The sequence below is a fragment of the Bradyrhizobium sp. 190 genome, from assembly GCF_023073415.1.
Taxonomy (GTDB): Bacteria; Pseudomonadota; Alphaproteobacteria; order Rhizobiales; family Xanthobacteraceae; genus Bradyrhizobium.
Genome location: NZ_JADPJL010000068.1, coordinates 353,546 through 374,239 on the forward strand (window position 1 = coordinate 353,546; position 20,694 = coordinate 374,239).

Annotated in this window: 17 protein-coding genes; 9 read left to right on the plus strand and 8 right to left on the minus strand. The window is 62.7% G+C overall.

The window, feature by feature from the left end; genetic code table 11:
- Window positions 1-271: 271 nt before the first annotated feature.
- The 3 genes from IVB22_RS36740 to IVB22_RS36750 form a co-directional block, all read right to left on the minus strand.
- Window positions 272-1,141, minus strand: a complete 870-nt coding sequence (locus tag IVB22_RS36740) for a DUF3800 domain-containing protein (RefSeq protein ID WP_247522011.1) — start codon at window positions 1,139-1,141, stop codon at window positions 272-274.
- Between the two features lie 131 nt (window positions 1,142-1,272).
- Window positions 1,273-3,546 (minus strand): molybdopterin cofactor-binding domain-containing protein, encoded by a 2,274-nt coding sequence (locus IVB22_RS36745; protein WP_247522012.1) that lies wholly within the window; start codon window positions 3,544-3,546, stop codon window positions 1,273-1,275.
- The gene (locus IVB22_RS36750) at window positions 3,543-4,034 is read right to left on the minus strand and encodes a (2Fe-2S)-binding protein (RefSeq protein ID WP_247522013.1); all 492 of its coding nucleotides are present in this window, start codon (window positions 4,032-4,034) and stop codon (window positions 3,543-3,545) included. Before IVB22_RS36750 ends, IVB22_RS36745 begins: the two co-directional genes overlap by 4 nt.
- 329 nt (window positions 4,035-4,363) lie before the next feature.
- Between IVB22_RS36750 and IVB22_RS36755 the strand changes: the two genes are divergently transcribed.
- From IVB22_RS36755 to IVB22_RS36765, 3 genes are read left to right on the plus strand one after another with little or no spacing between them, the layout of a single operon-like run.
- Complete coding sequence (locus tag IVB22_RS36755) at window positions 4,364-5,152, plus strand: alpha/beta fold hydrolase (RefSeq protein WP_247522014.1); 789 nt, start codon at window positions 4,364-4,366, stop codon at window positions 5,150-5,152.
- Entirely contained in the window at window positions 5,149-5,493 is a 345-nt protein-coding gene (locus IVB22_RS36760) for a hypothetical protein (protein ID WP_247522015.1), read from the plus strand. Before IVB22_RS36755 ends, IVB22_RS36760 begins: the two co-directional genes overlap by 4 nt.
- Before the next feature lie 60 nt (window positions 5,494-5,553).
- A complete protein-coding gene (locus tag IVB22_RS36765; protein ID WP_247522016.1) occupies window positions 5,554-6,225 on the plus strand; it encodes a dienelactone hydrolase family protein in 672 nt (223 codons plus the stop codon).
- A 73-nt stretch (window positions 6,226-6,298) separates the two neighbouring features.
- On the opposite strand, the gene IVB22_RS36770 is transcribed toward IVB22_RS36765, so the two are convergent.
- The 4 genes from IVB22_RS36770 to IVB22_RS36785 form a co-directional block, all read right to left on the minus strand.
- Complete coding sequence (locus tag IVB22_RS36770; RefSeq protein WP_247522017.1) at window positions 6,299-7,303, minus strand: tripartite tricarboxylate transporter substrate binding protein; 1,005 nt, start codon at window positions 7,301-7,303, stop codon at window positions 6,299-6,301.
- A gap of 353 nt (window positions 7,304-7,656) precedes the next feature.
- Window positions 7,657-8,400 (minus strand): polysaccharide biosynthesis/export family protein, encoded by a 744-nt coding sequence (locus IVB22_RS36775; protein ID WP_247522094.1) that lies wholly within the window; start codon window positions 8,398-8,400, stop codon window positions 7,657-7,659.
- A gap of 218 nt (window positions 8,401-8,618) precedes the next feature.
- Window positions 8,619-9,275, minus strand: a complete 657-nt coding sequence (gene msrA, locus IVB22_RS36780; RefSeq protein ID WP_247522018.1) for a peptide-methionine (S)-S-oxide reductase MsrA — start codon at window positions 9,273-9,275, stop codon at window positions 8,619-8,621.
- A 126-nt stretch (window positions 9,276-9,401) separates the two neighbouring features.
- Window positions 9,402-9,719 (minus strand): hypothetical protein, encoded by a 318-nt coding sequence (locus tag IVB22_RS36785; RefSeq protein ID WP_247522019.1) that lies wholly within the window; start codon window positions 9,717-9,719, stop codon window positions 9,402-9,404.
- Window positions 9,720-10,108: 389 nt separating this feature from the next.
- Between IVB22_RS36785 and rpsT the strand changes: the two genes are divergently transcribed.
- The 6 genes from rpsT to IVB22_RS36815 all read left to right on the plus strand — a co-directional run bounded on the left by rpsT (window position 10,109) and on the right by IVB22_RS36815 (window position 18,572).
- Window positions 10,109-10,375, plus strand: a complete 267-nt coding sequence (gene rpsT, locus IVB22_RS36790) for a 30S ribosomal protein S20 (RefSeq protein WP_247522020.1) — start codon at window positions 10,109-10,111, stop codon at window positions 10,373-10,375.
- Between the two features lie 1,322 nt (window positions 10,376-11,697).
- A complete protein-coding gene (gene dnaA, locus IVB22_RS36795; protein ID WP_247522021.1) occupies window positions 11,698-13,128 on the plus strand; it encodes a chromosomal replication initiator protein DnaA in 1,431 nt (476 codons plus the stop codon).
- 321 nt (window positions 13,129-13,449) lie between these two features.
- On the plus strand, window positions 13,450-14,568 hold the full coding sequence (dnaN, locus tag IVB22_RS36800) for a DNA polymerase III subunit beta (RefSeq protein ID WP_247522022.1): 1,119 nt from the start codon (window positions 13,450-13,452) through the stop codon (window positions 14,566-14,568).
- Between the two features lie 149 nt (window positions 14,569-14,717).
- Window positions 14,718-15,023: an endonuclease domain-containing protein gene (locus IVB22_RS36805; RefSeq protein WP_247522095.1), complete on the plus strand. Its 306-nt coding sequence runs from the start codon at window positions 14,718-14,720 to the stop codon at window positions 15,021-15,023.
- Window positions 15,024-15,108: 85 nt separating this feature from the next.
- Complete coding sequence (recF, locus tag IVB22_RS36810) at window positions 15,109-16,248, plus strand: DNA replication/repair protein RecF (RefSeq protein WP_247522023.1); 1,140 nt, start codon at window positions 15,109-15,111, stop codon at window positions 16,246-16,248.
- A gap of 128 nt (window positions 16,249-16,376) precedes the next feature.
- Window positions 16,377-18,572: a hypothetical protein gene (locus IVB22_RS36815; RefSeq protein ID WP_247522024.1), complete on the plus strand. Its 2,196-nt coding sequence runs from the start codon at window positions 16,377-16,379 to the stop codon at window positions 18,570-18,572.
- A 9-nt stretch (window positions 18,573-18,581) separates the two neighbouring features.
- Here the strand turns inward: IVB22_RS36815 and IVB22_RS36820 are convergent, their stop codons facing one another.
- Complete coding sequence (locus IVB22_RS36820; protein ID WP_247522025.1) at window positions 18,582-20,462, minus strand: acyltransferase family protein; 1,881 nt, start codon at window positions 20,460-20,462, stop codon at window positions 18,582-18,584.
- Window positions 20,463-20,694 lie beyond the last annotated feature (232 nt).

Genomic DNA, 20,694 nt, shown 5'->3' on the forward strand with positions numbered 1-20,694 from the left:
TGCTAAAATTTTAGCGATCTGGTTCGTGATGCGCTGCACCCGAAACCGTCATCATCCGCGCAAGTGGCTGATTCAGCACGCCGTGGCGCTTGGCTAAAGGCCGCACGGCCGCGGCGTACTGGATGCCCCGCTTTCGCGGGGCATGACGACGGAGGATCATTCTTATCGATGCTTCGGCGATTTACGCCTTCATGCTCGCCTTCACCGCTTCTGCCGTGATCGGCAACGAGCGGATACGCGCGCCGCAGCCGAGCGCGGTGGCGATTCGAAGCTACTTTGGAAGAAGCACTTCCGTCAGTGCCGAGCGGAAAGAACCGAAATCGGAATAATCCTTAACGTTTAGCGCGAGACCTCGCGTCGTATCGCGATTTCCAAGCCTCTGCCAGAGCGGCCCATGACGTTTGAGAGTTTCTATATACGGGCAATCTGGCAATATTAACTTGCTTCCAAATCTATAGTGGCTGTGCGCTAGGCGACGGCTAAAGTAGGCGTAAAAGTCAGCCATCTGAATTGCTCGACAGTGTTTTTTTGGAATGAAGCTGATCGAACGCAAACACCCTTCAAAGACTGGCAGATCGGCCATCTTGTGAAAGTATTGATCGATCTCCCCGTTGTTGCGATTGCCGGTTTCAATCAAAAACGAGATGCCTTGCTCTTTCACATACGGACCGAACTGCTCATCGGTAATTGATTTCATCAAAATGGATGAGAAGGCCACCCCCATAGGGGACATATCTGAAAACCCAGGATCGGCCTTTTTTAGGCGCGCTATTTCATCAACGCTGATGGAGATACTCACGCCAAAAATCCGACCATGAGACGCGGCGAATAGCTCTTCTGCGAAACTAAGCTTTTTGATTTTCCTCCAAGTCTTGAATGGCGGCTTGGTCGCGTAGAACTCCTTGGAGTGAAAAACGTCAATGTTGTAGCCGTTGAGTATCGAATCCCACTTCGGCTCCAATTCCTCCCACGCCTCAAGAGGTGCAAGGAACCCGGCCATGGTCACAATGGGCAACCCGCTGGTGCCACTATCGTCCAAGTAGCATTCGAACACGAAAATGAGCCTCCTGCCTTGCGATCCGCGAACGCCGGACGCGCGGCGGACAATCGCAAAGGAGTCGCCACGGTAGTGAGAGTTCATCGACTCACCCCGCTACGGTCACTGTACCACGTGGGTACGCAAAGTATAATTTCGCCGACGAGATAGGGGAACAAACAAATCCGCCGGAGGCATTACCTCCGGCGGATCATTCTTATCGATGCTTCGGCGATTTACGCCTTCATGCTCGCCTTCACCGCTTCTGCCGTGATCGGCAGCGCGCGGATGCGCGCACCGCAGGCGTTGAAGATCGCGTTGCCGAGCGCGGGCGCGATCACCGTCACCGCCGGCTCGCCGACGCCGGTTGGCTTGTCGCCGTTGGCGATGACGTTGACGGCGACTTCCGGCGTCTGGCTCATCCGCAAGGGGGTGTAGGTATCGAAATTGGTCTGCTCGATACCGCCATCCTTCAACGTCGCCTTCTCATACATGGCGAGCGAAAGGCCCCACAGCGCCGCGCCCTCGACCTGGGCGCGGATGTTGTCGGGATGCACCTGCATGCCGACGTCGGTTGCCACGGTCAATTTCTTGACCTTGACCTCGCCGGACGGCGACACCGCAACATGGGCCACGCACGCGGTCCAGCTTGCGGTTGCCCGCTCCTGCGACGAGACGCAGGCGACGCCCATGCCCTCGCCCTTCGGCAGCTTGGTGGTGCCGTAGCCGGCCATGCCCATCGCCGCCAGCAACGTGTTGCGCAGGCGTTGCGCGCCGCCGTCGTTCTTGCCTTTGCCGTCCAGCATCGCGATGCGGTACTGCGCGGGATCCTGACCGGCCGCATGAGCGAGTTCGTCGATCATGCTTTCGACCGCCCAGAAGGTCCAGCCGGGCGCCACCGAGCGCAACTGACCCGATGGGGTGGCGTTGTGCGCCATCTCGTTTTTGATCGCACGGACATTGTGATTGGGCACGGTGTAGAAGAAGTCCGCACCGTTCACGGTGAACGAGTCGAGCGGGCCCTTCTTGTCGACCGAAGGCGTCAGGAAGTCCGGTATGCCCCACCGCTGCGTCGGCCACGCACTGACCACGTCGTGGTTGAGCGCAACCAGCTTGCCATCGCCATCGAGACCGGCCTTGACCTTCTGGAAAGTCAGCGGACGCGAATAGTCCATGGTCATGTCGTTTTCGCGCGAGTAGATGACCTTGACCGGCTTGCCGACGGCCTTCGCCGCCTGCACCGCCGGCACCATCATGTCGGCGTCGAGCCTTCGGCCGAAGCCGCCGCCCAGCCACATCTGGTGCATCACGACGAACTTCGGATCGATCCCGGCAGCGCCAGCCGCGATCGCGCCGGAGCGCGTCGCGAACTGGTTGCCGGAATAGATGTGCAGGATGTCGCCCTTGAACTCGGCCGTGGCGTTCATCGGCTCCAGCGGCGCATGGATGTTGATGCTGGTGGTGTATTCAGCCTCCATCACCTTCGCCGCCGTCCCGAAGGCCGCCGCCGTATCGCCATCCTTGACGAAGAACTGCCCGGAATCGTCGAGCGCCTGCAGCCGCTTGGCCTCGTCGATCAACGATTGGCTCGACAGCTTGGCGTTCGGGCCGTTGTCATAGGTGATCTTCAGCGCGTCGGCGGCCTTCTTCGCATTGGCATAGGTATTGGCTACCGCCACCACCCAACCGGAAGTGCTACCGGTCTTGTCGTCGAGCGTGATCGCCTTGATGAAGCCCGGCACCTTTTTGGCGGCGGCGTCATCAACCGATTTCACCGTGGCGCCGAAGCGCACCGGCGGCGTGATCACCTTGCCGTAGACCATGCCCGGCAGCATGACGTCGATGCCGTACTTCGCCGTGCCGTTGATTTTTGGGGGAATATCGAGCTGCGGAACCGAGACGCCGACCATTGTGTACTGATCGGGTGTCTTGAGCTTGATCGCCTTGAGTTCGTCTGGCGTGAACTTCTTGGTGATCTTGCCGCTCTTGACGATATCGGCAAAGCTCATCGACTTCTTCGACTTCGGATGCGAGACGGTGGAGTTGCGCACCACCAGTTCACCCACTGGCACGCCCATGATGCCGGCTGCGGCTTCCGTCAATGCGATACGTCCCGCGGCGCCCGCGCGGCTCATCGCATCGAAGTTCATCATCGTGCTCCAGCTGCCGCCGGTAATCTGCGCGCCGAGCACGGGGTCGTTGAATTTCGGATCGTTGGAGGCAAGCTGGACCCGCATGTCCTTCCAGCTCGAACCGAGCTCTTCGGAAACGATCTGCGCCATGGTCGAGGCGATGTGCTGGCCCATGTCGGCCTTGCCGCAGGTGACCGTGACGAGACCGTCGGGACCGATCGAGTACCACACGCTGGGTTCGAAAGCGGAAGGCGCGGCCAAAGCCTGATCGATACCGGGAACGGCGGCATAGCCGAGCACGAGGCCCGTGGCGGCGGAGCCGACCAGGAACGAACGGCGGCTGAGATCGGTGGATGGGATTTTCACATGCGTATTCATGTTGCCCTCCGCTCGGTGCCGGCGTTGGAGGCGGTACGCATTTCGGACGCGGCGCGCATGATCGCCTTCTGAATGCGCGAATAGGTCATGCAACGGCACAGATTGCCGTCCATATGCGCGACCACTTCATCCTTGGTCGGGTTGGAATTCTTGGAAAGCAGCGATGCCGCCTGCATGATCTGGCCGGACTGGCAGTAGCCGCATTGCGGCACCTGCTCGAGGATCCAGGCCTTCTGCAAGGGATGATCGCCCTTGGCGGACAGACCTTCGATGGTGGTGATCTTCTTGCCGGCGGCTTCGCTGACCAGGGTCTGGCAGGAGCGAACGGCTTCGCCGTTGAGGTGAACCGTGCAGGCGCCACACAGGCCGGCACCGCATCCGAATTTCGTACCGGTCATCTGCAATTGCTCGCGGATGACCCAGAGCAGAGGCGTATCGTTGGACGCCTCGACGGACATATTCCGTCCATTGATATTCAGATTAGGCATTGGCGCTTCCCCTTCCGGTGTTGGAAGCCGCTTACGGCGGCCTTCTCACTTTTGGGTATTGGCCGGCACCACCGGGTAATGCCAGTTGGCGTGCAGCATGATACCGAACTTTCCCGGAGGCAATCCAATTTGGAATCGTTCGAAAGGAATAAGGCTTTGAGGGCTCACGCTTGTGCGCTGCGGCAAGGCCTTGTGATGGACTTGTCAATCGAGCGCGCTGCGCGGGCGCGTCTGCCGTTTCCGCATTTCCTATTCCCTGATGGATCGCGTTAGGATGTGGGCGGCGATGACGGCGTGGGCCGGATTTCGCGTATTGCTTGGGAAATCACATGCCGACAATCGATCGCGACGGGGTCCGCATCTACTACGAAGTTCACGGCTCCGGCCCACCGCTCCTGCTGACCCACGGCTACTCGTCGACCAGTGGGATGTGGCAGGGCCAGATCGCGGCCTTGTCGAAGCACCACAAACTCGTGTTGTGGGACATGCGGGGTCATGGCCAGTCCGGTTACCCCGAGGATACCGCCGCCTATAGCGAAGCGCTGACGGTCGCCGACATGGCCGCACTGCTCGACGCCGTCGACGCCGAGACGGCGATCGTCGGCGGGCTCTCGCTAGGCGGCTACATGTCGCTGGCATTCTACCGCGCCCACCCCGAGCGCGTCCGCGCGCTGCTGATCATCGACACCGGCCCGGGCTTCAAGAAGGACGAGGCCCGCGAGGTCTGGAATAAGCGCGCGCATGACACCGGCAACCGCTTCGAGCGCGAAGGGCTGGAGGTTCTGAAATCGGCCAGCCGCGAACGCTCCAGCGTCACCCATCGCGACGCGTTGGGACTGGCGCGCGCCGCGCGCGGCATGCTGACCCAGCGCGATGCCCGCGTGATCGAATCCTTGCCCGATATCAAGGTGCCGTCGCTGATCGTGGTCGGCGCCGACGACACGCCTTTCCTCGCGGCCTCCGACTACATGGCCACCAAGATTCCCGGCGCGCAAAAGGTGGTGATCCCGGCCGCCGGCCACGCCGTCAACATCGACCAGCCGCAGGCCTTCATCGATGCCGTGCTGCCGTTCCTCGACCGCCTGGACAGTACGGCAACGCAGAAGGCTGCATCATGAAAACAGCCGCCGTGGCCCTCGCGCTGATCGCAGGCAGCTTCACGAACGCTGCCGCGCAAAAACTGCCGCCGATCGGCGGCCCCTACCCGCCGCCTTTCACCGAAACGCTGTCGAACAACACGCCACTGGCGTTCGGCATGGACGCTGGCGAAGCCGCGCGTGCGCTCGGCACCCCGCTCAATTATGTCCGGGGACGACCGGGCGAAGAAATCTTCCTCGCATTCCGCAACATCGGCGGCAGCGGATTGTTCTACAAGAAGGACCGGCTCTTTCTGCAATTCCGCAAGGGCAGGCTCGCCGGCTGGAAGGGCGACTGGGGCCACAACTGGATGTGGCAGTAGCCGCGGCTCCGCAAATTCACGCAACGACTTCGTGCGACCCAAAACAAGAAGGGATGACCCGTGGGACAGGATATCAAACTGACGGCTTCGGACGGTTTCAAACTGGGCGGCTATCGCGCCGATCCCGCGCATGCGCCGAAGGCGGCCATCGTGGTGATCCAGGAGATCTTTGGCGTCAATCACCACATCCGCTCGGTGTGCGACCGGCTGGCGGCCGAAGGCTATGTCGCCATCGCGCCGTCGATCTTCGATCGCATCGAACCTGACTTCACCAGCGGCTATTCGCCTGACGAAGTGACCAACGCGCGCAAGTTCGTCGCCAATCCGGATTGGGCCGCGATGCTGCGCGACACCCAGGCCGCGATCGATGCCGTGAAGGATGTCGGCCCGATCGGCATCATCGGCTTCTGTCTCGGCGGCAGCATCGCCTATGCGGCGGCGACCAAGCTGTCGGGTCTATCGGCCGCGATCGGCTATTACGGCGGCGCCGTCGTCCGCTTTGCCGACGACAAGCCAACAGTGCCGACGCAACTGCATTTCGGCGAAAAGGATGCGGGCATTCCGTTGACCGACGTCGAGACCATTAAGGCCAAGCGGCCCGAGGTCGAGGTTCACGTCTATCCCGGCGCGCAGCACGGCTTTCACTGCGACGAGCGCGCAAGCTACGACAAGGCCAGCGCCGACATCGCCTGGCCGCGCAGCCTGGCGTTTTTCGCCAAGCATTTGAAGTGACGATCTGTCGTCATTCCGGGTTCGCGTCTTCGACGCGCCCCGGAACGACGATGCAGGGACTTCTAGCCCCGCCTCACTCGCCCTTGACGCCGGTTGCCTTCACGACCTCGGCCCATCGTTCGTAGTCGCGGCGCAGGACCTTCTCGAACGTTTCCGCCGATCCACCCACCGGCACGAGGCTGAGCGTCTCGATTCCGGCGACGCCCTCGGGCGAGGCGATGATGCGGGCGAGTTCGTCCGAAAGCTTCTTCACGATCTCCTTGGGCGTTGCGGCGGGTACGAACACGCCGAGCCAGCCTTCGATTTCAAAACCGGGGTACCCGAGTTCGGCCATCGTCGGCACGTCGGGCAACGCGGTCCTGCGCTTCTCGCCACCAACCGCCAGCGGCCTGAGCTTGCCCGCCTTGATTTGCGGGCTCGCCGTGGTCAGGTCAACAAAGGCCGAGGTCACCGTGTTGGCGAGCAGGTCGTTCGTCAGCGGAGCCGAGCCGCGATAGGGGACGTGGGTCATGTCGACATCAGCGACCTTCTTGAGGAGTTCGCCGTAGAGGTGCGACGTCGTGGCGTTGCCGAAGGTGCCGTAGGGCTTGCCGGGGTTGGCCTTGGCATAATCGACCAGTTCCTTGACCGACTTGATCGGCTGCTGCTCGGGGACCACCAGAACGATCGTCGACAGCGAGATCTGGGTGACCGGCGCGAGATCCTTGAAGACGTCGTAGGGCAGCTTCGCAACGAGGCTCGGTGCCTGGATGATCTGCGTAATGCCGACCAGCACGGTGTGGCCATCGGGCTGCGCCTTGGCCACATTGTCGTTGCCGACCACACCGCCGCCGCCCGATTTGTTCTCCACGACCACGGCCTGCTTCCACGACTCCGATAGTTTGTTGGCAAGCAACCGGGCCAGGACGTCGGTGGCGCCGCCCGCCGGATAGGGCACGACGAAGGTGATCCGCCGGCTCGGATAGGAATCCGCCGACGCCTGATGCGAAGAGGCACACAAAGCCGTTACGGCGATGGAAGCGAGCAACGCTGCCGCGGTCGCCGCGCGCAGCGCGCGAACCGGCAAATGATAGTTCATGGTCATACTCCGGATTGCAGGCACATAACCGAACAAACCGGCGCGCCTAGATTTGACGACGTTCTTCTACATCGCTGCAGTGCAACTTGGAATAAGGTTTCGAATGAAGTCAGCGCATAGCGCTAATTTACCGCAACCAAAGCGGTTCGACACCGATGCACGGGCTCAATCCAAGACTTCCAGTCACGTGCGAAGCCGCATGTCCGCCACTGCAAGTTAGGCGCAGAACGCAGCCTCCGCGCTGGGGTGAAACGGATGATGAATTTTTCTGGTCAAATGCGAGGCATTTGCCTGACGCAAATGCTCAGGAAAGGAGCCGGCTCAAATGACGGCTCGATGAAGGGCTTCACGCCCTAGAACCAGCGCTCGCTGACGAGCACGGTGTCACCGGGGCTGATCGGACTACCGGGCGGAACGACGAAGCGCGCCGTTCCCGACGCGTCGGTGTGAGTGACTGTGACGCTATCGCGGCGGGCGCGTGGCGAGAAGCCGCCGGCAATTGCCACCGCGCTCTCGACCGTCATGTTGGGTACGTACGGATATTGCCCGGGCGCTGCGACCTCGCCGAGAATGAAGAACGGCCGATACGCTTCGATCTCGACGGCAACCGACGGCTCCCTGATGAAGCCGCGCCGCAGCTTCGCCGATATCTCCGCCGCCAGTCCAGCCGTGGTGCGACTGCGCGCCGGCACTGAACCGATCAGCGGCATCGTGATCGAGCCGCCGGCGTCGATCGCGTAGGTATTCGTCAGGCCTTCCTGGCCGTAGACAACGACGCGCAGCCTGTCGCCGGCATCGAGGTGATAGGCCGCGTCGTATCGCACCGGCATGGGTTCGACATAGGCCACGGGTGCGGCAACGACGGCGGGTGCCGGTGCTGCGCGTGGCGCCGCGGCGAAAGCCGCGCGAAGCGCGCCGATGGCGCCTCCGCCGGACCCGGTCGCGACCGCCTGCGGCGGTGGGCCGTTAGGCTCGCCATAGGCCATCTGATCGAGGTCGCCTTGCGGCGCGACCGCGACCGGCCCGGTCGTGCGCATGCAGCCCGACAGCGCGAGCGCGGTGATGATTGCAGTGATCGTTAGTCGAAACGCGCGCACAACCCGCACCGGAGCCATCCCTTAAAGCGAGACAGCTCCAGTCTTGCACCGGGTATGGTTAATAAAGGGTTTTTTGGGTTGGCATAACCCAAGGCGAGACTATCCGTCATTGCCTGCGACAAACGCAAAGCGTTTGCGCAAGGGAGCGAAGCGACGAAGCAATCCATTCTATCCGTGCGCGGAGGGATGGATTGCTTCGCTTCGCTCGCAATGACGGCCTAGGCACTCACGCCGACGCCGATCGGACACGACACGCCGGTGCCGCCCAATCCGCAATAGCCCGCCGGGTTCTTGGCGAGATACTGCTGATGATAGTCCTCGGCGAAATAGAATTCACCCGATGGCGCAATCTCGGTGGTGATGGCGCCGAGGCCCTTCGCCGCCAGCGCCTTCTGGTACGTTGCCTTCGACGCATCGGCGGCTTGGCGCTGCGCATCGCTGAAGGTGTAGATCGCCGAGCGATACTGGGTGCCGACATCGTTGCCCTGGCGCATGCCCTGCGTCGGGTTGTGATTTTCCCAGAACGTCTTCAGGAGCTGCTCGTAGGCGATCTTCTTCGGATCGAACACCACCAGCACCACTTCGGTATGACCGGTGCGGCCCGAACAGACCTCTTCATAGGTCGGATTGGGCGTATGTCCGCCGGCATAGCCCACGGCGGTCGCATGGATGCCGTCACCGAGTTCCCAGAACTTGCGCTCTGCGCCCCAGAAACAGCCGAGGCCAAACACCGCCTGCTCGAGGCCGGCCGGATAGGGCGGCTGCAGCTTGCGGCCGTTGACGAAATGCGCGGTGGCGGTCGGTATCGGGCTGGCACGGCCCGGCAGCGCTTCGGCTGCACTCGGCAACGCGGTGGTCTTGCGCATGAACAACATGGAATACCTCCAGGCAGCACATCGGCGGACGCGACAGCGGCGTCGGCCGGTTGGACCTCTATATATGTCTTTCCGCCGGATGCCGCAGCCCTGTTACGCGGCCCCCAGAGCGGAAGCCCGGCACGGTCAGTCCCGCGAATAGCCGATCAATGGCTTGCGGGGCCGGAACAGGATCATGAGCAGAATGCCGACCACGCCCAGCACGGCAAAAACCGGCTGATCCAGGAGGACCTTGATCACGCTATTCCAGAGCCAGGGCGCGGTACCCTCGACCCAGGTCCGGAATGCAAGCTGGCTGGACTGATGGACGTCGTTCCAGAACTGCCCGAAACGGGTGAACTGCAGGGTCTGGTCGGCGACGAAACGGGCGCCGTCATAGACCATGAAGATGAATCCGCCGGCCAGGAGCAGCAGGCCGATTAGCCGGAAAAAACCGCGGATCATGCGTCACCTTATATCTATTGCCCCCAAAAGGCCGTCAGCCAATACCGGGGGCACCCCGGAAATTCAACCTCGTCAGCACCTTACGCGCCATTTCCGCCCCCCTTCCCCGTCTTTTGGGGAGGGCGGAAAGCGTTGACGGTGCAGGACGCGCCCTCTATAAGACCCCCAATGGCGGCGGGCGCAATCCCGCCGCCGCTGTTCTTTGAGCAGCGCCGGCTTCGGGAGCACTTTGGCTTCCGTCCATGGCATCCTCAAGAACGGCTTACGTCAGAACACCCTGGAAAACGTCACCAGCTGGAAACACCGCCAGCGTCGATCACGCAATTTGAACGGCCGGCGCGCTCAAGCCCGACCACCCGAGCGATGACAGCCGAAGGATAGTTGAGAACATGGCCAATACCACTTCCGCCAAAAAGGCGACCCGCAAGATTGCCCGCCGCACCATCGTCAACAAATCGCGCCGCACGCAGATGCGCGGCGCGGTCCGCACCGTCGAGGAAGCGATCAAGAGCGGCGATCGCGAGGCGGCGCTCAAGGCGATGAAGCACGCGGAACCGGAACTGATGCAGGCGGCGCAGCGCAACATCATTCACAGGAACAATGCGAGCCGGAAGGTGTCGCGCCTGACGCACGCAATCGCCAAGCTCGCGAAGTGAACTGACAGATAGATATTCGTCAAAAGCCCGGCCTCGCCGGGCTTTTGTTTTTTCAGTCATGCTGGCGTGCGAGCATGAACCCGAAAAACCATTTCACCGCGCACGCGCATCCTGTTGCATTTCGGGCTCACGCGAAAAGAGCGACTGTGACAATTCAATTGTCCCGTTGCTGAGCACCGGATTACGTGTCACATTTCTAGCGCCCGTAATTTTACGAGGTGCAATTTGGCGCACCGGCGTTGTCGTGAGCTTTTGCGAGAAGCGTAAGCACGACGGCTGACCAATCCGACGCCGGCTTCTTCTGCCCGCATCGCTGCCGCGCAGGGTTACCCTGAAAAACAATTCCGAAAAACTTCGTCTCGCTAATCACTTATCCACATAGCGACCGCAAGCGCTTCGAAAAATGGTCCCGGTAACCACGATTGTAACGGTTTCTTAAAAAATTTTGCGAGTGCAGCGAAAATTGTCACGCTCGTTCGCGCCGCGCGATTCTGCGCGCTGATTCAAAAACTTGGTGTGGAGTTTCGCAATTGCAGTGTTGCAACACCGCCGAAGACTCCGGCAACAGCGTCGAATCACGGATTGTCAGAAATCGCGCTTGGTGTATTTGTTACTCGTTCGCGACGTTCAAGGCTCTCCTGACCAGCGCGGTATGAGACCCAAGAGCGGACGTGCAAATCGGCGGCGGTGTGCGCGTTAGCGACGCTTTCCAAGCGAAGCTGAGTTGGTAACTCATAGCAATATGAGAGCGGTTGTTCTGTGTCTAAATTTCCCGGCGTGGCGCTCGCGTTCAGCGCGTTCCGGACAAGGGAAATAAGGCAGGGGGAATAAGAAGCAGACCGGCGATGCAACGACTGGGAACACGGAGATCGTGAACGTGTTGAAGACGACAGACTGAGATACGCGGCGGCGCAGCGGTCGGACAAGCGGATGTTCGGTAGCAGCAGACTGGCTTTGAAACACTGGTAATGTGATTGCTCGCCGCGCGTTCTCGCGGCGAGAGGGGGAGGTACTATGCTTTACGGAATCAACGCGACATTCGGCACGCTCATTTCCATCGAGACCGCTTCTGAATCCCTGGACATCGTTTTCAGTCGTCCTCCCACGCGAACTCCGGCTAGACCGGCGAGTACGCGCTGACCTCGCGGTAGCCTCTCACTCCATCCAGCCCTTGATCTGAGCAACGGCGATTCCGCCGAATGTCCGATCTATGTCTGGTGGCTGAAGCTCCGCGCCGAGGTCAGGTCTGGCAGGGAACCTGCAAGGCAACCCGCCGGCCGATTTCACAAGCACCATTACTCATTCAGAAAAGTTCTCAGGCAATGACAAATATGGAACAGGATCGCTGGTCGCGCGTGAAGGGGCGGTTGCGGACGACTGTGGGCGAGGATGTCTATACGAGCTGGTTTGCGCGCATGGATCTGGAAGGCGTGCAGGACGAAAGCGTGCATCTCTCGGTTCCGACCCGGTTCCTCAAGAGCTGGATCCAGGCGCATTATGCCGACCGTGTCCTGACCTGCTGGCAGGCCGAGATGCCGGAAGTGCACCGGATCGACCTCACCGTGCGCACCGCGATGCGTTGCGCCGCGCCGGCCAAGGAGGCCACTGCACCGGCTGATCAACGCCGCACCGAGCAGGCCAATGGCCGGCACGCGCCAGAATTGCGCGCGACTGCGACGGCGCCGGTATCCGCCAGCCACGATGCGCTCGGCGGCTCTCCGCTCGACCCGCGCCTGACCTTTGCAAGCTTCGTGATCGGCCGCTCCAACACGCTGGCGCATGCGGCCGCACGTCAGGTCGCCGAAGGACGCCGCGGCGATCCCGTGATGTTCAACCCGCTCTACATTCACGCCGGTGTCGGCCTCGGCAAAACCCATCTGTTGCAGGCGGTAACGTGGGCGGGCAACTCGGGGAGCGAGCGCAAGGTGCTCTATCTCACCGCCGAGAAGTTCATGTACGGCTTCGTCGCCGCGTTGAAGACGCAGACGGCGCTGGCCTTCAAGGAAGCGCTGCGCGGCATCGACGTGCTCGTGATCGACGATTTGCAGTTCCTGCAGGGCAAGTCGACCCAGGCCGAGTTCTGCCACACGCTGAACGCGCTGATCGATGCCGGACGTCAGGTGGTGATCGCCGCCGATCGCCCGCCGTCCGATCTCGAGAGCCTCGACGATCGCGTGCGCTCGCGACTGGCCGGCGGCCTTGTCGTGGAGATGGGTTCGCTCGGCGAAGAGCTGCGGCTCGGAATCCTGAAGTCGCGCGTGGCAGCTGCGCGTGCGCATCACGCGAGCTTCGACGTGCCGGAAGCGGTGCTGGATTATCTGGCGCGCACCATCACCCATAACGGCCGCGACCTCGAAGGCGCCATCAACCGCCTGCTCGCGCATTCCAAACTGAACAACCAGCCGGTGACGCTGGAAATGGCCGAGCGCGAGGTGCGCGACCTGATCCGTCCGCAGGAACCGAAGCGGATCAAGATTGAGGACATCCAGCGGGTGGTCGCCCGGCAATACAATGTCAGCCGTTCGGACCTGCTCTCCTCGCGGCGGACCGCGAACGTGGTTCGGCCGCGCCAGGTCGCGATGTATCTGGCGAAGACGCTGACGCTGCGTTCGCTGCCCGAGATCGGCCGCCGGTTCGGCGGACGCGACCACACCACGGTGCTGCACGCCGTGCGCAAGATCGAGGCACTGGTGGCCCGGGATATCGCGCTGTCCGAAGAAGTCGAGTCGCTGAAGCGGCAATTGCAGGAATAGGAACAGCACTGGCTCCTCCCCAGCCTCTCCCGCCCTGATCCAATCGAAGTCGGATTTATCCGACTTCGATAGTGATAAGGTACCCAACTCGGGTAAACCCGAGTTGGGTGGGGCGGGAGAATTTTTTTCTGCCGCCATTTTTCGCCGCAAAAGTGGGGAACGGGGTGCTCTCTCCCTTGCACCGGCGCCCCATCCGCGCCACCTTGCGGTCCCCCCGGGGGTTTGATCAAATCCGATCCTGATCCGGCTTTTCGGGTTTCCAATGCCGCGGCGCTGCCTTTCCGGGCCGCCCGGCTTTTTCCATCTCTGGCGGGTATTGCAATGAAGGTCACCGTCGAACGCGCGCAACTGCTGAAATCGCTTGGCCACGTCCATCGTGTGGTCGAGCGCCGCAACACCATCCCGATCCTCGGCAACGTGCTGGTCCGCGCCGAAAACGCCAGGCTGTCGCTGAAGGCGACCGACCTCGACCTGGAGGTGACCGAAACGCTGGCGGCGGAAACCGCGACCGGCGGCTCCACCACCGTGCCGGCGCACATGTTCTACGATATCGTCCGCAAACTGCCCGATGGCGCGCAGATCGTGCTGGAAGCCGACGGCGACCGTTCGGTGCTGGCGATCCGCGCCGGCCGCTCGCGCTTCACGCTGCAGACCTTGCCCGAAAGCGACTTCCCGGATCTCGCCGCCGGCGACATGACGCATTCGTTCGCGCTGCCCGCCACCGACGTCAAGCGTCTGATCGACCGCACGCAGTTTGCGATCTCGACCGAAGAGACCCGCTACTACCTCAACGGCATCTACCTGCACACGGCCGGCAGCGCCAAGGCGGCAACGCTTCGCGGCGTGGCGACCGACGGGCATCGGCTGGCGCAGATCGATCTGGCGCTGCCCTCTGGCGCCACCGGCATGCCCGGCGTGATCGTTCCGCGCAAGACGGTCGGCGAGGTGCAGCGGCTGATCGAGGACAATGAAGCCGAAGTCAAAATCGAACTCTCGCAGGGCAAGATCCGCTTCACCCTCGGCAATGTGGTGCTGACCTCGAAACTGATCGACGGAACTTTCCCGGATTACGGCCGCGTCATTCCGCAGAACAATGACAAGGAACTGATCGTCGACAAGAAGGACTTTGAGGCTGCCGTAGACCGCGTCTCGACCATTTCCAGCGAGCGCGGCCGTGCCGTGAAACTCGCATTGTCTTCGGGCAAGCTGGTGCTGTCGGTGACCAATCCGGATTCCGGCAGCGCTACCGAAGAACTGGAAGTCGAATACGCCTCCGACGCGCTCGATATCGGCTTCAACTCACGCTATCTGCTCGACATCGCCGCCCAGATCGAAGGCGAAGTCGCCGTGCTGCGCCTCGCCGATCCCGGCTCGCCGACGCTGGTGCAAGACAAGGAAAATAAGGGCGCGCTCTACGTGCTGATGCCGATGCGGGTGTGAGCACTTCCAGCGACGAGGACGCCGACCTTCCCTCTCCCCTTGTGGGAGAGGGTGGCGCCGAACGAAGTTCGGCGACGGGTGAGGGGTTCGCGCCGCAAACACCAAACCATAGGCCTGTCGCCAAACGCATCCGCGGCTTCGCAAAGAAGATGCGCCACGAGCCCACTGATGCGGAACTAGCGATGTGGCGGTTGCTTCGTGACCGACGGCTCGCGCAGTTCAAATTTCGTCGGCAAGTCCCCTTCCAAAGCTTCATTCTCGACTTTGTTTGCTTCGAAAAGCGCTTCATCATCGAAATTGACGGCAGCCAGCACGCAGCATCCGCGCGTGACGAAGCAGGGGACGCAACCTTGGTGGCGGAAGGCTTTCGAATCGCGCGCTACTGGAACAATGACGTGTTGCAACAACCCTCTGCCGTTTTGGAGGACATTTTCGTAAAGCTTGCCGAGCGGTAAGAACCCCTCACCCGTCGCCTCACTTCGTGAGGCGCCACCCTCTCCCACAAGGGGAGAGGGGAAGAAAGACCGACATCGACTCAGCATGACCCCTTCCCGCATCCATCGCCTCAACCTCACGCACTTCCGCAACTATCGCGCGGCGAGCGTGCAGGCGCGCGGGGATGTCGTGGTGCTGGTGGGGCCGAACGGCGCCGGCAAGACCAATTGCCTGGAGGCGATCTCGTTTCTCTCGCCGGGGCGCGGCCTGCGGCGCGCGACGCTGGAGGATGTGGCGGACAACCAGGGCGACGGCTCCTGGGCGGTGTCGGCCGAGGTCGAGGGCGCGCTGGGGCTTGCCACGCTCGGCACCGGTCTCGATGCGCCGGCCGCGGAGGCGGCGTCAACCAGCCGGCGCTGCCGGATCGACCGCGAGCCGGTGAGCTCGGCAACGGCCTTTGGCGATCATTTGCGCATGGTGTGGCTGACGCCCGCGATGGACGGGCTGTTTCTCGGCGCCGCTTCCGAGCGGCGGCGCTTCTTCGACCGGCTGGTGCTGGCGATCGACAGCGAACATTCCAGCCGCGTCTCGGCGCTGGAGCGCTCGTTGCGCTCGCGCAACCGCCTGCTCGAAGTGCGCAACTATGACGACCATTGGTGCGACGCGATCGAGCGCGAAACCGCCGAGCTTGCGGTAGCGGTCGCGGCCACCCGCGGCCAGACGGTGACGCGACTGGCGGCGATGCTGCGCGAACGTGGGCAAGCTTCGGCCTTTCCGTCGGCACAGATCATGCTCGACGGCTGGATGGAAAATGCGCTGGTCAACCAGTCCGGGACATCCGTCGAAGACCGTTACCGCGAAATCCTGCGCGCCGGCCGCGCCCGCGACGCCGCGGCCGGTCGCACGCTGGACGGTCCTCACCTCACCGACCTGCAGGTGGTCTATGCGCCGAAGAGCATGCCGGCGCGCGACGCTTCCACCGGCGAGCAAAAGGCGCTGCTGATCGGGCTGGTGCTGGCCCATGCCACGCTGGTTGCCGAAATGACCGGCATCGTGCCGCTGCTGCTACTCGACGAGGTCGTCGCCCATCTCGACCCCAACAGGCGCAAGGCACTGTTCGATGAACTCGCAAAGCTCGGCGCGCAGGTCTGGATGACCGGCGCCGATCCGGCCGCATTCGTCGACATCGGCGCGACCGGCGAGATTTTCGACGTGGAATCCGGTCAGGTGAGCCGCCGCGGCTGACCCAAATAGGCCCGGTTTGAACCTAATCCCGTGCCGGCGCGACTAGTTTTCGGAAACGGCGTCAACGACGCCGCGGCCCTTGCGGCCACGCGGCCATCGTTCGTACGCAACAAATACCGGAGACGAAAATGCCTGAGATCGCGCGCGGGATCGTCCCGGCCGGAAAACGCCTGCTGCCGCTGATCTTCCTGCTCGCGGTCGGCGCGCCGCTAGCGGCGAAGGCCGACAACGGCATCGTGGACGTCCGCGCGCTGCCGCGCCTGGAAGGCGCCGTCGAAGATTCCTCGCGCACACAGTCCTACAGCATGAGCTACAGCGTTCCGACCGTGGTCGCACTCTCGAGCCCTGCCACTCAAAAGCTGCTCGCCGCCGATGGCTGGGTTCAATATACCCGCCCCCTCGACGAGAAGAGCACTTCCCTGACTTTCAAGAAAGCTCAGCAGGGCCTTCGCGTATCCTTCTTGCAAAGCCCCGGGCGGCCCGATCAGTCGGTGGTTTCCTACACCGCCGAGCGGATCACCGCGAATGTACCCTTCCCGCTCGATGCGACCGATATCGTGTTCGACCAGAACCGGCCCTATCTCGGCTGCGTCGCGCCGCTCGCGCTCGACGCGACACTCGATTTCTTGCGCAAGGAGATGGTCGCGATCGGCTGGAAACCGCTCTCCGCCGCCGATGCCACGGCGCGGTGGCCTAACGCGGAGTTTAGCGAGACGGTCCAGAACGGCGTCCGCGCCTATTACAGCCATGACGATGGCGATGGCTTCTATCGGCAGCGACCGATCATGCTGACGCTGCTGCGTCGCGACGACGGCAAGACCGGCCTGGAAATCCGGGTCGCGCCGTTCGCGCTGCCGCAGACGTTGGAGGCCGATTCCGAGATGGCTGGCCTGCCGCGGCCGAAGCCGACCAGGACCGCGAAGAGTTCCGGCGGCTCGGACTCTGTTCGCCGCCAGATCGAGGTCGCCGTTGTCGCCGAGCTGCCAGCAACACTTGCCTTCTATCGCCACGAACTCGCAAGCCGCAACTGGACCGAAGAGACGAACGGCGCGGTCGTCACGCCTGATAGCGTTACACTGAGGTTCTCCTCCGCCGAGCAGACCGCAACGCTGACGCTTGGACGCAAGTACGATCTGACCGTTGTCAGTCTCGTCACGCAGATGACGGAAGCGGCGCTGGCCGCGCGCGCCAGGGCGAAGAAGGAGGCCGACGCGAAGTTCATGAGCGATGCCGCCGCGATGGCGAAGCAGGTGATCGCCGCCGACGAGGCGCGGCGGGTCGCGCAGGCCGCCAATCTCTCGGATGCGCCGCTGCGCCCGCTCGCCGACAGCGCAACCCCGGTGCCGCTGCCGGAGAATGCGGAAAACGTAAAATTCGACGGCGCCGACGGCAGGCTCGGATTCGATTCCGCCTTCAGCGTGAGGGCGATCGCCGCATTCTATCGCGGTTCGCTGAAGTCGCAGGGCTGGAAGGAGCGGCCTTCGGTCATCAATCAGGCCAACATGGTCGTGATGGACTTCTCCAAAGGCGGCAAGGCGTTCTCGCTCACCGCCATGCAGATGGGGCCCAAGGTCAAGGTCAGCGCCGATGGTACCGGCCTGGTCATGGCGAACGCCAAAATGGCCGCCAAGGCTGACGGAGCCGGCGCTCAGGCCTCCAACGAACCGGGGACCAATGAACCCAGCGCCAAGACCGCCGACGAGGTTCTCGAAGCCGAGCCCGATTCGCCGTTGCCGGTGCCGAGCAAACGCACCATGCGCTCGATCGGCACCGGAAAGATGCCCGGCAGCGACGCACCGTTCCGCAGGGAGCTCGAGGCCAGCGTTCCCGCCACGCTCAATTCGGTGCTCGTCTTCTACCGCAGCGAACTCGGCAAACGCGGCTGGCAGGAGACGGCGGAAGGCGCCGTCGTGAAGCCTGATCAGGTGCAGCTCGCGTTCACCTCGCCCGACGGACCGGCGACGCTCAGACTCGGCCGCAGCAAGGGCGAGACCACGATCAATCTCGCCCAGAAATATCCGGCCGCAGCCGCCAAGGCCGACGTCGTACCGAAGCCCGGTCAGTCGAAGCTGATGTTCGGCAATATCGGCAAGAGCGAGGCTACGGTTTCGATCAACAAGCAGACGATCAGGATCGCGGCCGGCGCCGGCGGACCGCAATCGCCAAGGCCTCCGATGATCGATCTGCCGCCAGGCAAATACCAGTATGCGCTGAAAATCGCGGGCGGGCCGGCGCGCAACAACCAGATCGAGATCGGCGCCGGCGATACCTGGGGCGTGATGATCGGGCCCGGCGGTGACGTGCTGCCGTTGCAGATGTATTGACGTAGGCCGCTATCGCGGTTTGCTCGCTGGCGCCTCGCCGGCGAGCAAGCGGTCGATGACGGCAGCGATCAGATACTCCGAGCCCTTTTCGGTGATGTGCACCCAATCGCTTACAGTAATGTCGCTGGCACCGCCGCCGACGCGCGTGAGGCAACCCTCCGCGTTGCACAAGGCATCCCGGGCGGAAATGAATTCCGCACCCAGCGGCCCCAGTTTCTCCCGCATGATCGCGTCGTACCCGCTGGGTGCCGCGCCGTCGTAACGCTCGGGAATGAGCCGGTGATGCAGCATGAAATAGCGCATCACTTCGTTGGGAAGGCCGCGCCGCCAGAACGGCACCGGGCCCAGCACCACCACCCGCACACCGCTCTGCTTCAGCGCGACGACCGTCTCGGCGACATTGTCGAGATGCTTTTCCCAGGTTCCGTGCAGCACCACGATGTCGGGCCTGATCTCGCGCGCGAGGGACAGCACCTTGTCGTTGATGGCACGGCAGTTCGGTGTGCTCGGGATATCGGCGTTGAGGGCGGGGATGCAGGAATTGGACGTCAACTGTGCGATGCCGAAGTTTCTCGTCTGCTGCGCCTTGCGCAGGCCGGGAATCAGCGCCGCCGCGGTCGAATCGCCCCAAACCAGAACCAGCGGCCGGCGATCGCGATCGACGCAGTCTTCTGCGAACGATGTCTCGCGGCTGAGATCGAGCAGGCACTGGTGAACCCGCCACTGCGCATTCTGCACCGGCACGTTGGCCATGGCGCGGATTTCCGCTGGAATCCGGAAATCCAGACCCTTTCCCCAAACGACGATGATACCCGCCACCGCGACCACGGCCATGCCGGCGCCGAGGCTGAACATCTTGCGCCGGCTCGGCATGCCGAAGCGGAACGGCGTCTCGACGAACCGGTAGGTCGCCCAGGCCAACAGCACGCTGGCAAGCAATATCAACTGGCGCTCCAGCAGCGTCAGCGGCGCAAATTTTATCATCCCTGCGAACACCAATAGCGGCCAGTGCCAGAGATAGAGCGGGTAACTGATCAGCCCGATCCACACCATCGCCGGCCTTGCCAGCACGACCCGGTTCACCCACGCAGCCGGCGCGGATAGCAGAAGCGCGGTGCCGGCGACCGGCAGCACCGCCCACCAGCCCGGAAAGGCGCGGTGGCTGTCGAGAAAGCCGGCCGCCACCGCGATCAGCGCCACGCCGATCCAGGCGCGCCAGCTGCTCGCCGCGCTGGAATGCTTGACGTTGATCCAGCCGCAGGCAAGCACCGCACCGGTCAGCAATTCGAACGCGCGCGTGAACGGCAGATAGAAGGTCGCGATCGGATTCGAGCCGATCAATGCGACGTTGAGCAGGAAAGAGGCGATGCCGAGCATCGCAGCCATTGCAATAGTGCTCATTCGCAGCCGGATTGCGAGCATCAGCAGCAGCGGCCAGAACAGATAGAACTGTTCCTCGATGCCGAGCGACCACAGATGCAGCAACGGCTTTTTGGCGGATTCGACGTCGAAATAGCCGGACTGCAGCCACAGCGCGATATTGGCCAAAAATGCCGCGCTGGCGAAACTGTCGCTGCCGAGCTGCACCAAGGCAGCCGGGAGCATCCAGAACCAGCCCAGCACCAATGTCGCAGCGAGCACCACGATCAGTGCCGGGAAGATGCGCCGGATCCGCCGGTTGTAGAACTCGACCAGGCTGAAGCGGCCGAGTTCCAGTTCGCGCGTGATGATGCCCGTGATCAGGAAGCCCGAAATCACGAAGAACACGTCGACGCCGATGAAGCCGCCCGGCATCGCATCCGGGAACGCGTGGAAATTCAGCACCAGCATCACGGCGATGGCCCGGAGGCCGTCGACATCGGGCCGATATTTTAGTGAGGGCAAGGACAATGGAGCGCTAACCCGGGATCGCTGTGGATGGTGGACAACGACTGCAACCTGCCGCACCGCCTTCTCTAGCAGGTCCGCAGCGGCCTGCCATTCCCGCCGCAACAACGCCTAAAAATCCGCTCGCCGAGGGCGCAGAATCGGCCGTCGAATCGCGCTTTTCGAGACCGCCAGAATCGGTCCTCGGAGACCTTGAAAAAGGGTAAAAAATCGCCATTTATTCAATGACTTGTTG

Excerpts from the sequence above, each read along its gene's own strand:
- IVB22_RS36785 (WP_247522019.1), bottom strand. The coding sequence starts at position 9,719 with ATGATCCGCGGTTTTTTCCGGCTAATCGGCCTGCTGCTCCTGGCCGGC.
- IVB22_RS36770 (WP_247522017.1), bottom strand. The coding sequence starts at position 7,303 with ATGAACTATCATTTGCCGGTTCGCGCGCTGCGCGCGGCGACCGCGGCA.
- IVB22_RS36805 (WP_247522095.1), top strand. The coding sequence starts at position 14,718 with ATGCGCCACGAGCCCACTGATGCGGAACTAGCGATGTGGCGGTTGCTT.
- IVB22_RS36745 (WP_247522012.1), bottom strand. The coding sequence starts at position 3,546 with ATGAATACGCATGTGAAAATCCCATCCACCGATCTCAGCCGCCGTTCG.
- IVB22_RS36760 (WP_247522015.1), top strand. The coding sequence starts at position 5,149 with ATGAAAACAGCCGCCGTGGCCCTCGCGCTGATCGCAGGCAGCTTCACG.
- IVB22_RS36740 (WP_247522011.1), bottom strand. The coding sequence starts at position 1,141 with ATGAACTCTCACTACCGTGGCGACTCCTTTGCGATTGTCCGCCGCGCG.
- IVB22_RS36815 (WP_247522024.1), top strand. The coding sequence starts at position 16,377 with ATGCCTGAGATCGCGCGCGGGATCGTCCCGGCCGGAAAACGCCTGCTG.
- IVB22_RS36750 (WP_247522013.1), bottom strand. The coding sequence starts at position 4,034 with ATGCCTAATCTGAATATCAATGGACGGAATATGTCCGTCGAGGCGTCC.
- msrA (WP_247522018.1), bottom strand. The coding sequence starts at position 9,275 with ATGTTGTTCATGCGCAAGACCACCGCGTTGCCGAGTGCAGCCGAAGCG.
- dnaN (WP_247522022.1), top strand. The coding sequence starts at position 13,450 with ATGAAGGTCACCGTCGAACGCGCGCAACTGCTGAAATCGCTTGGCCAC.
- recF (WP_247522023.1), top strand. The coding sequence starts at position 15,109 with ATGACCCCTTCCCGCATCCATCGCCTCAACCTCACGCACTTCCGCAAC.
- rpsT (WP_247522020.1), top strand. The coding sequence starts at position 10,109 with ATGGCCAATACCACTTCCGCCAAAAAGGCGACCCGCAAGATTGCCCGC.
- IVB22_RS36755 (WP_247522014.1), top strand. The coding sequence starts at position 4,364 with ATGCCGACAATCGATCGCGACGGGGTCCGCATCTACTACGAAGTTCAC.
- dnaA (WP_247522021.1), top strand. The coding sequence starts at position 11,698 with ATGACAAATATGGAACAGGATCGCTGGTCGCGCGTGAAGGGGCGGTTG.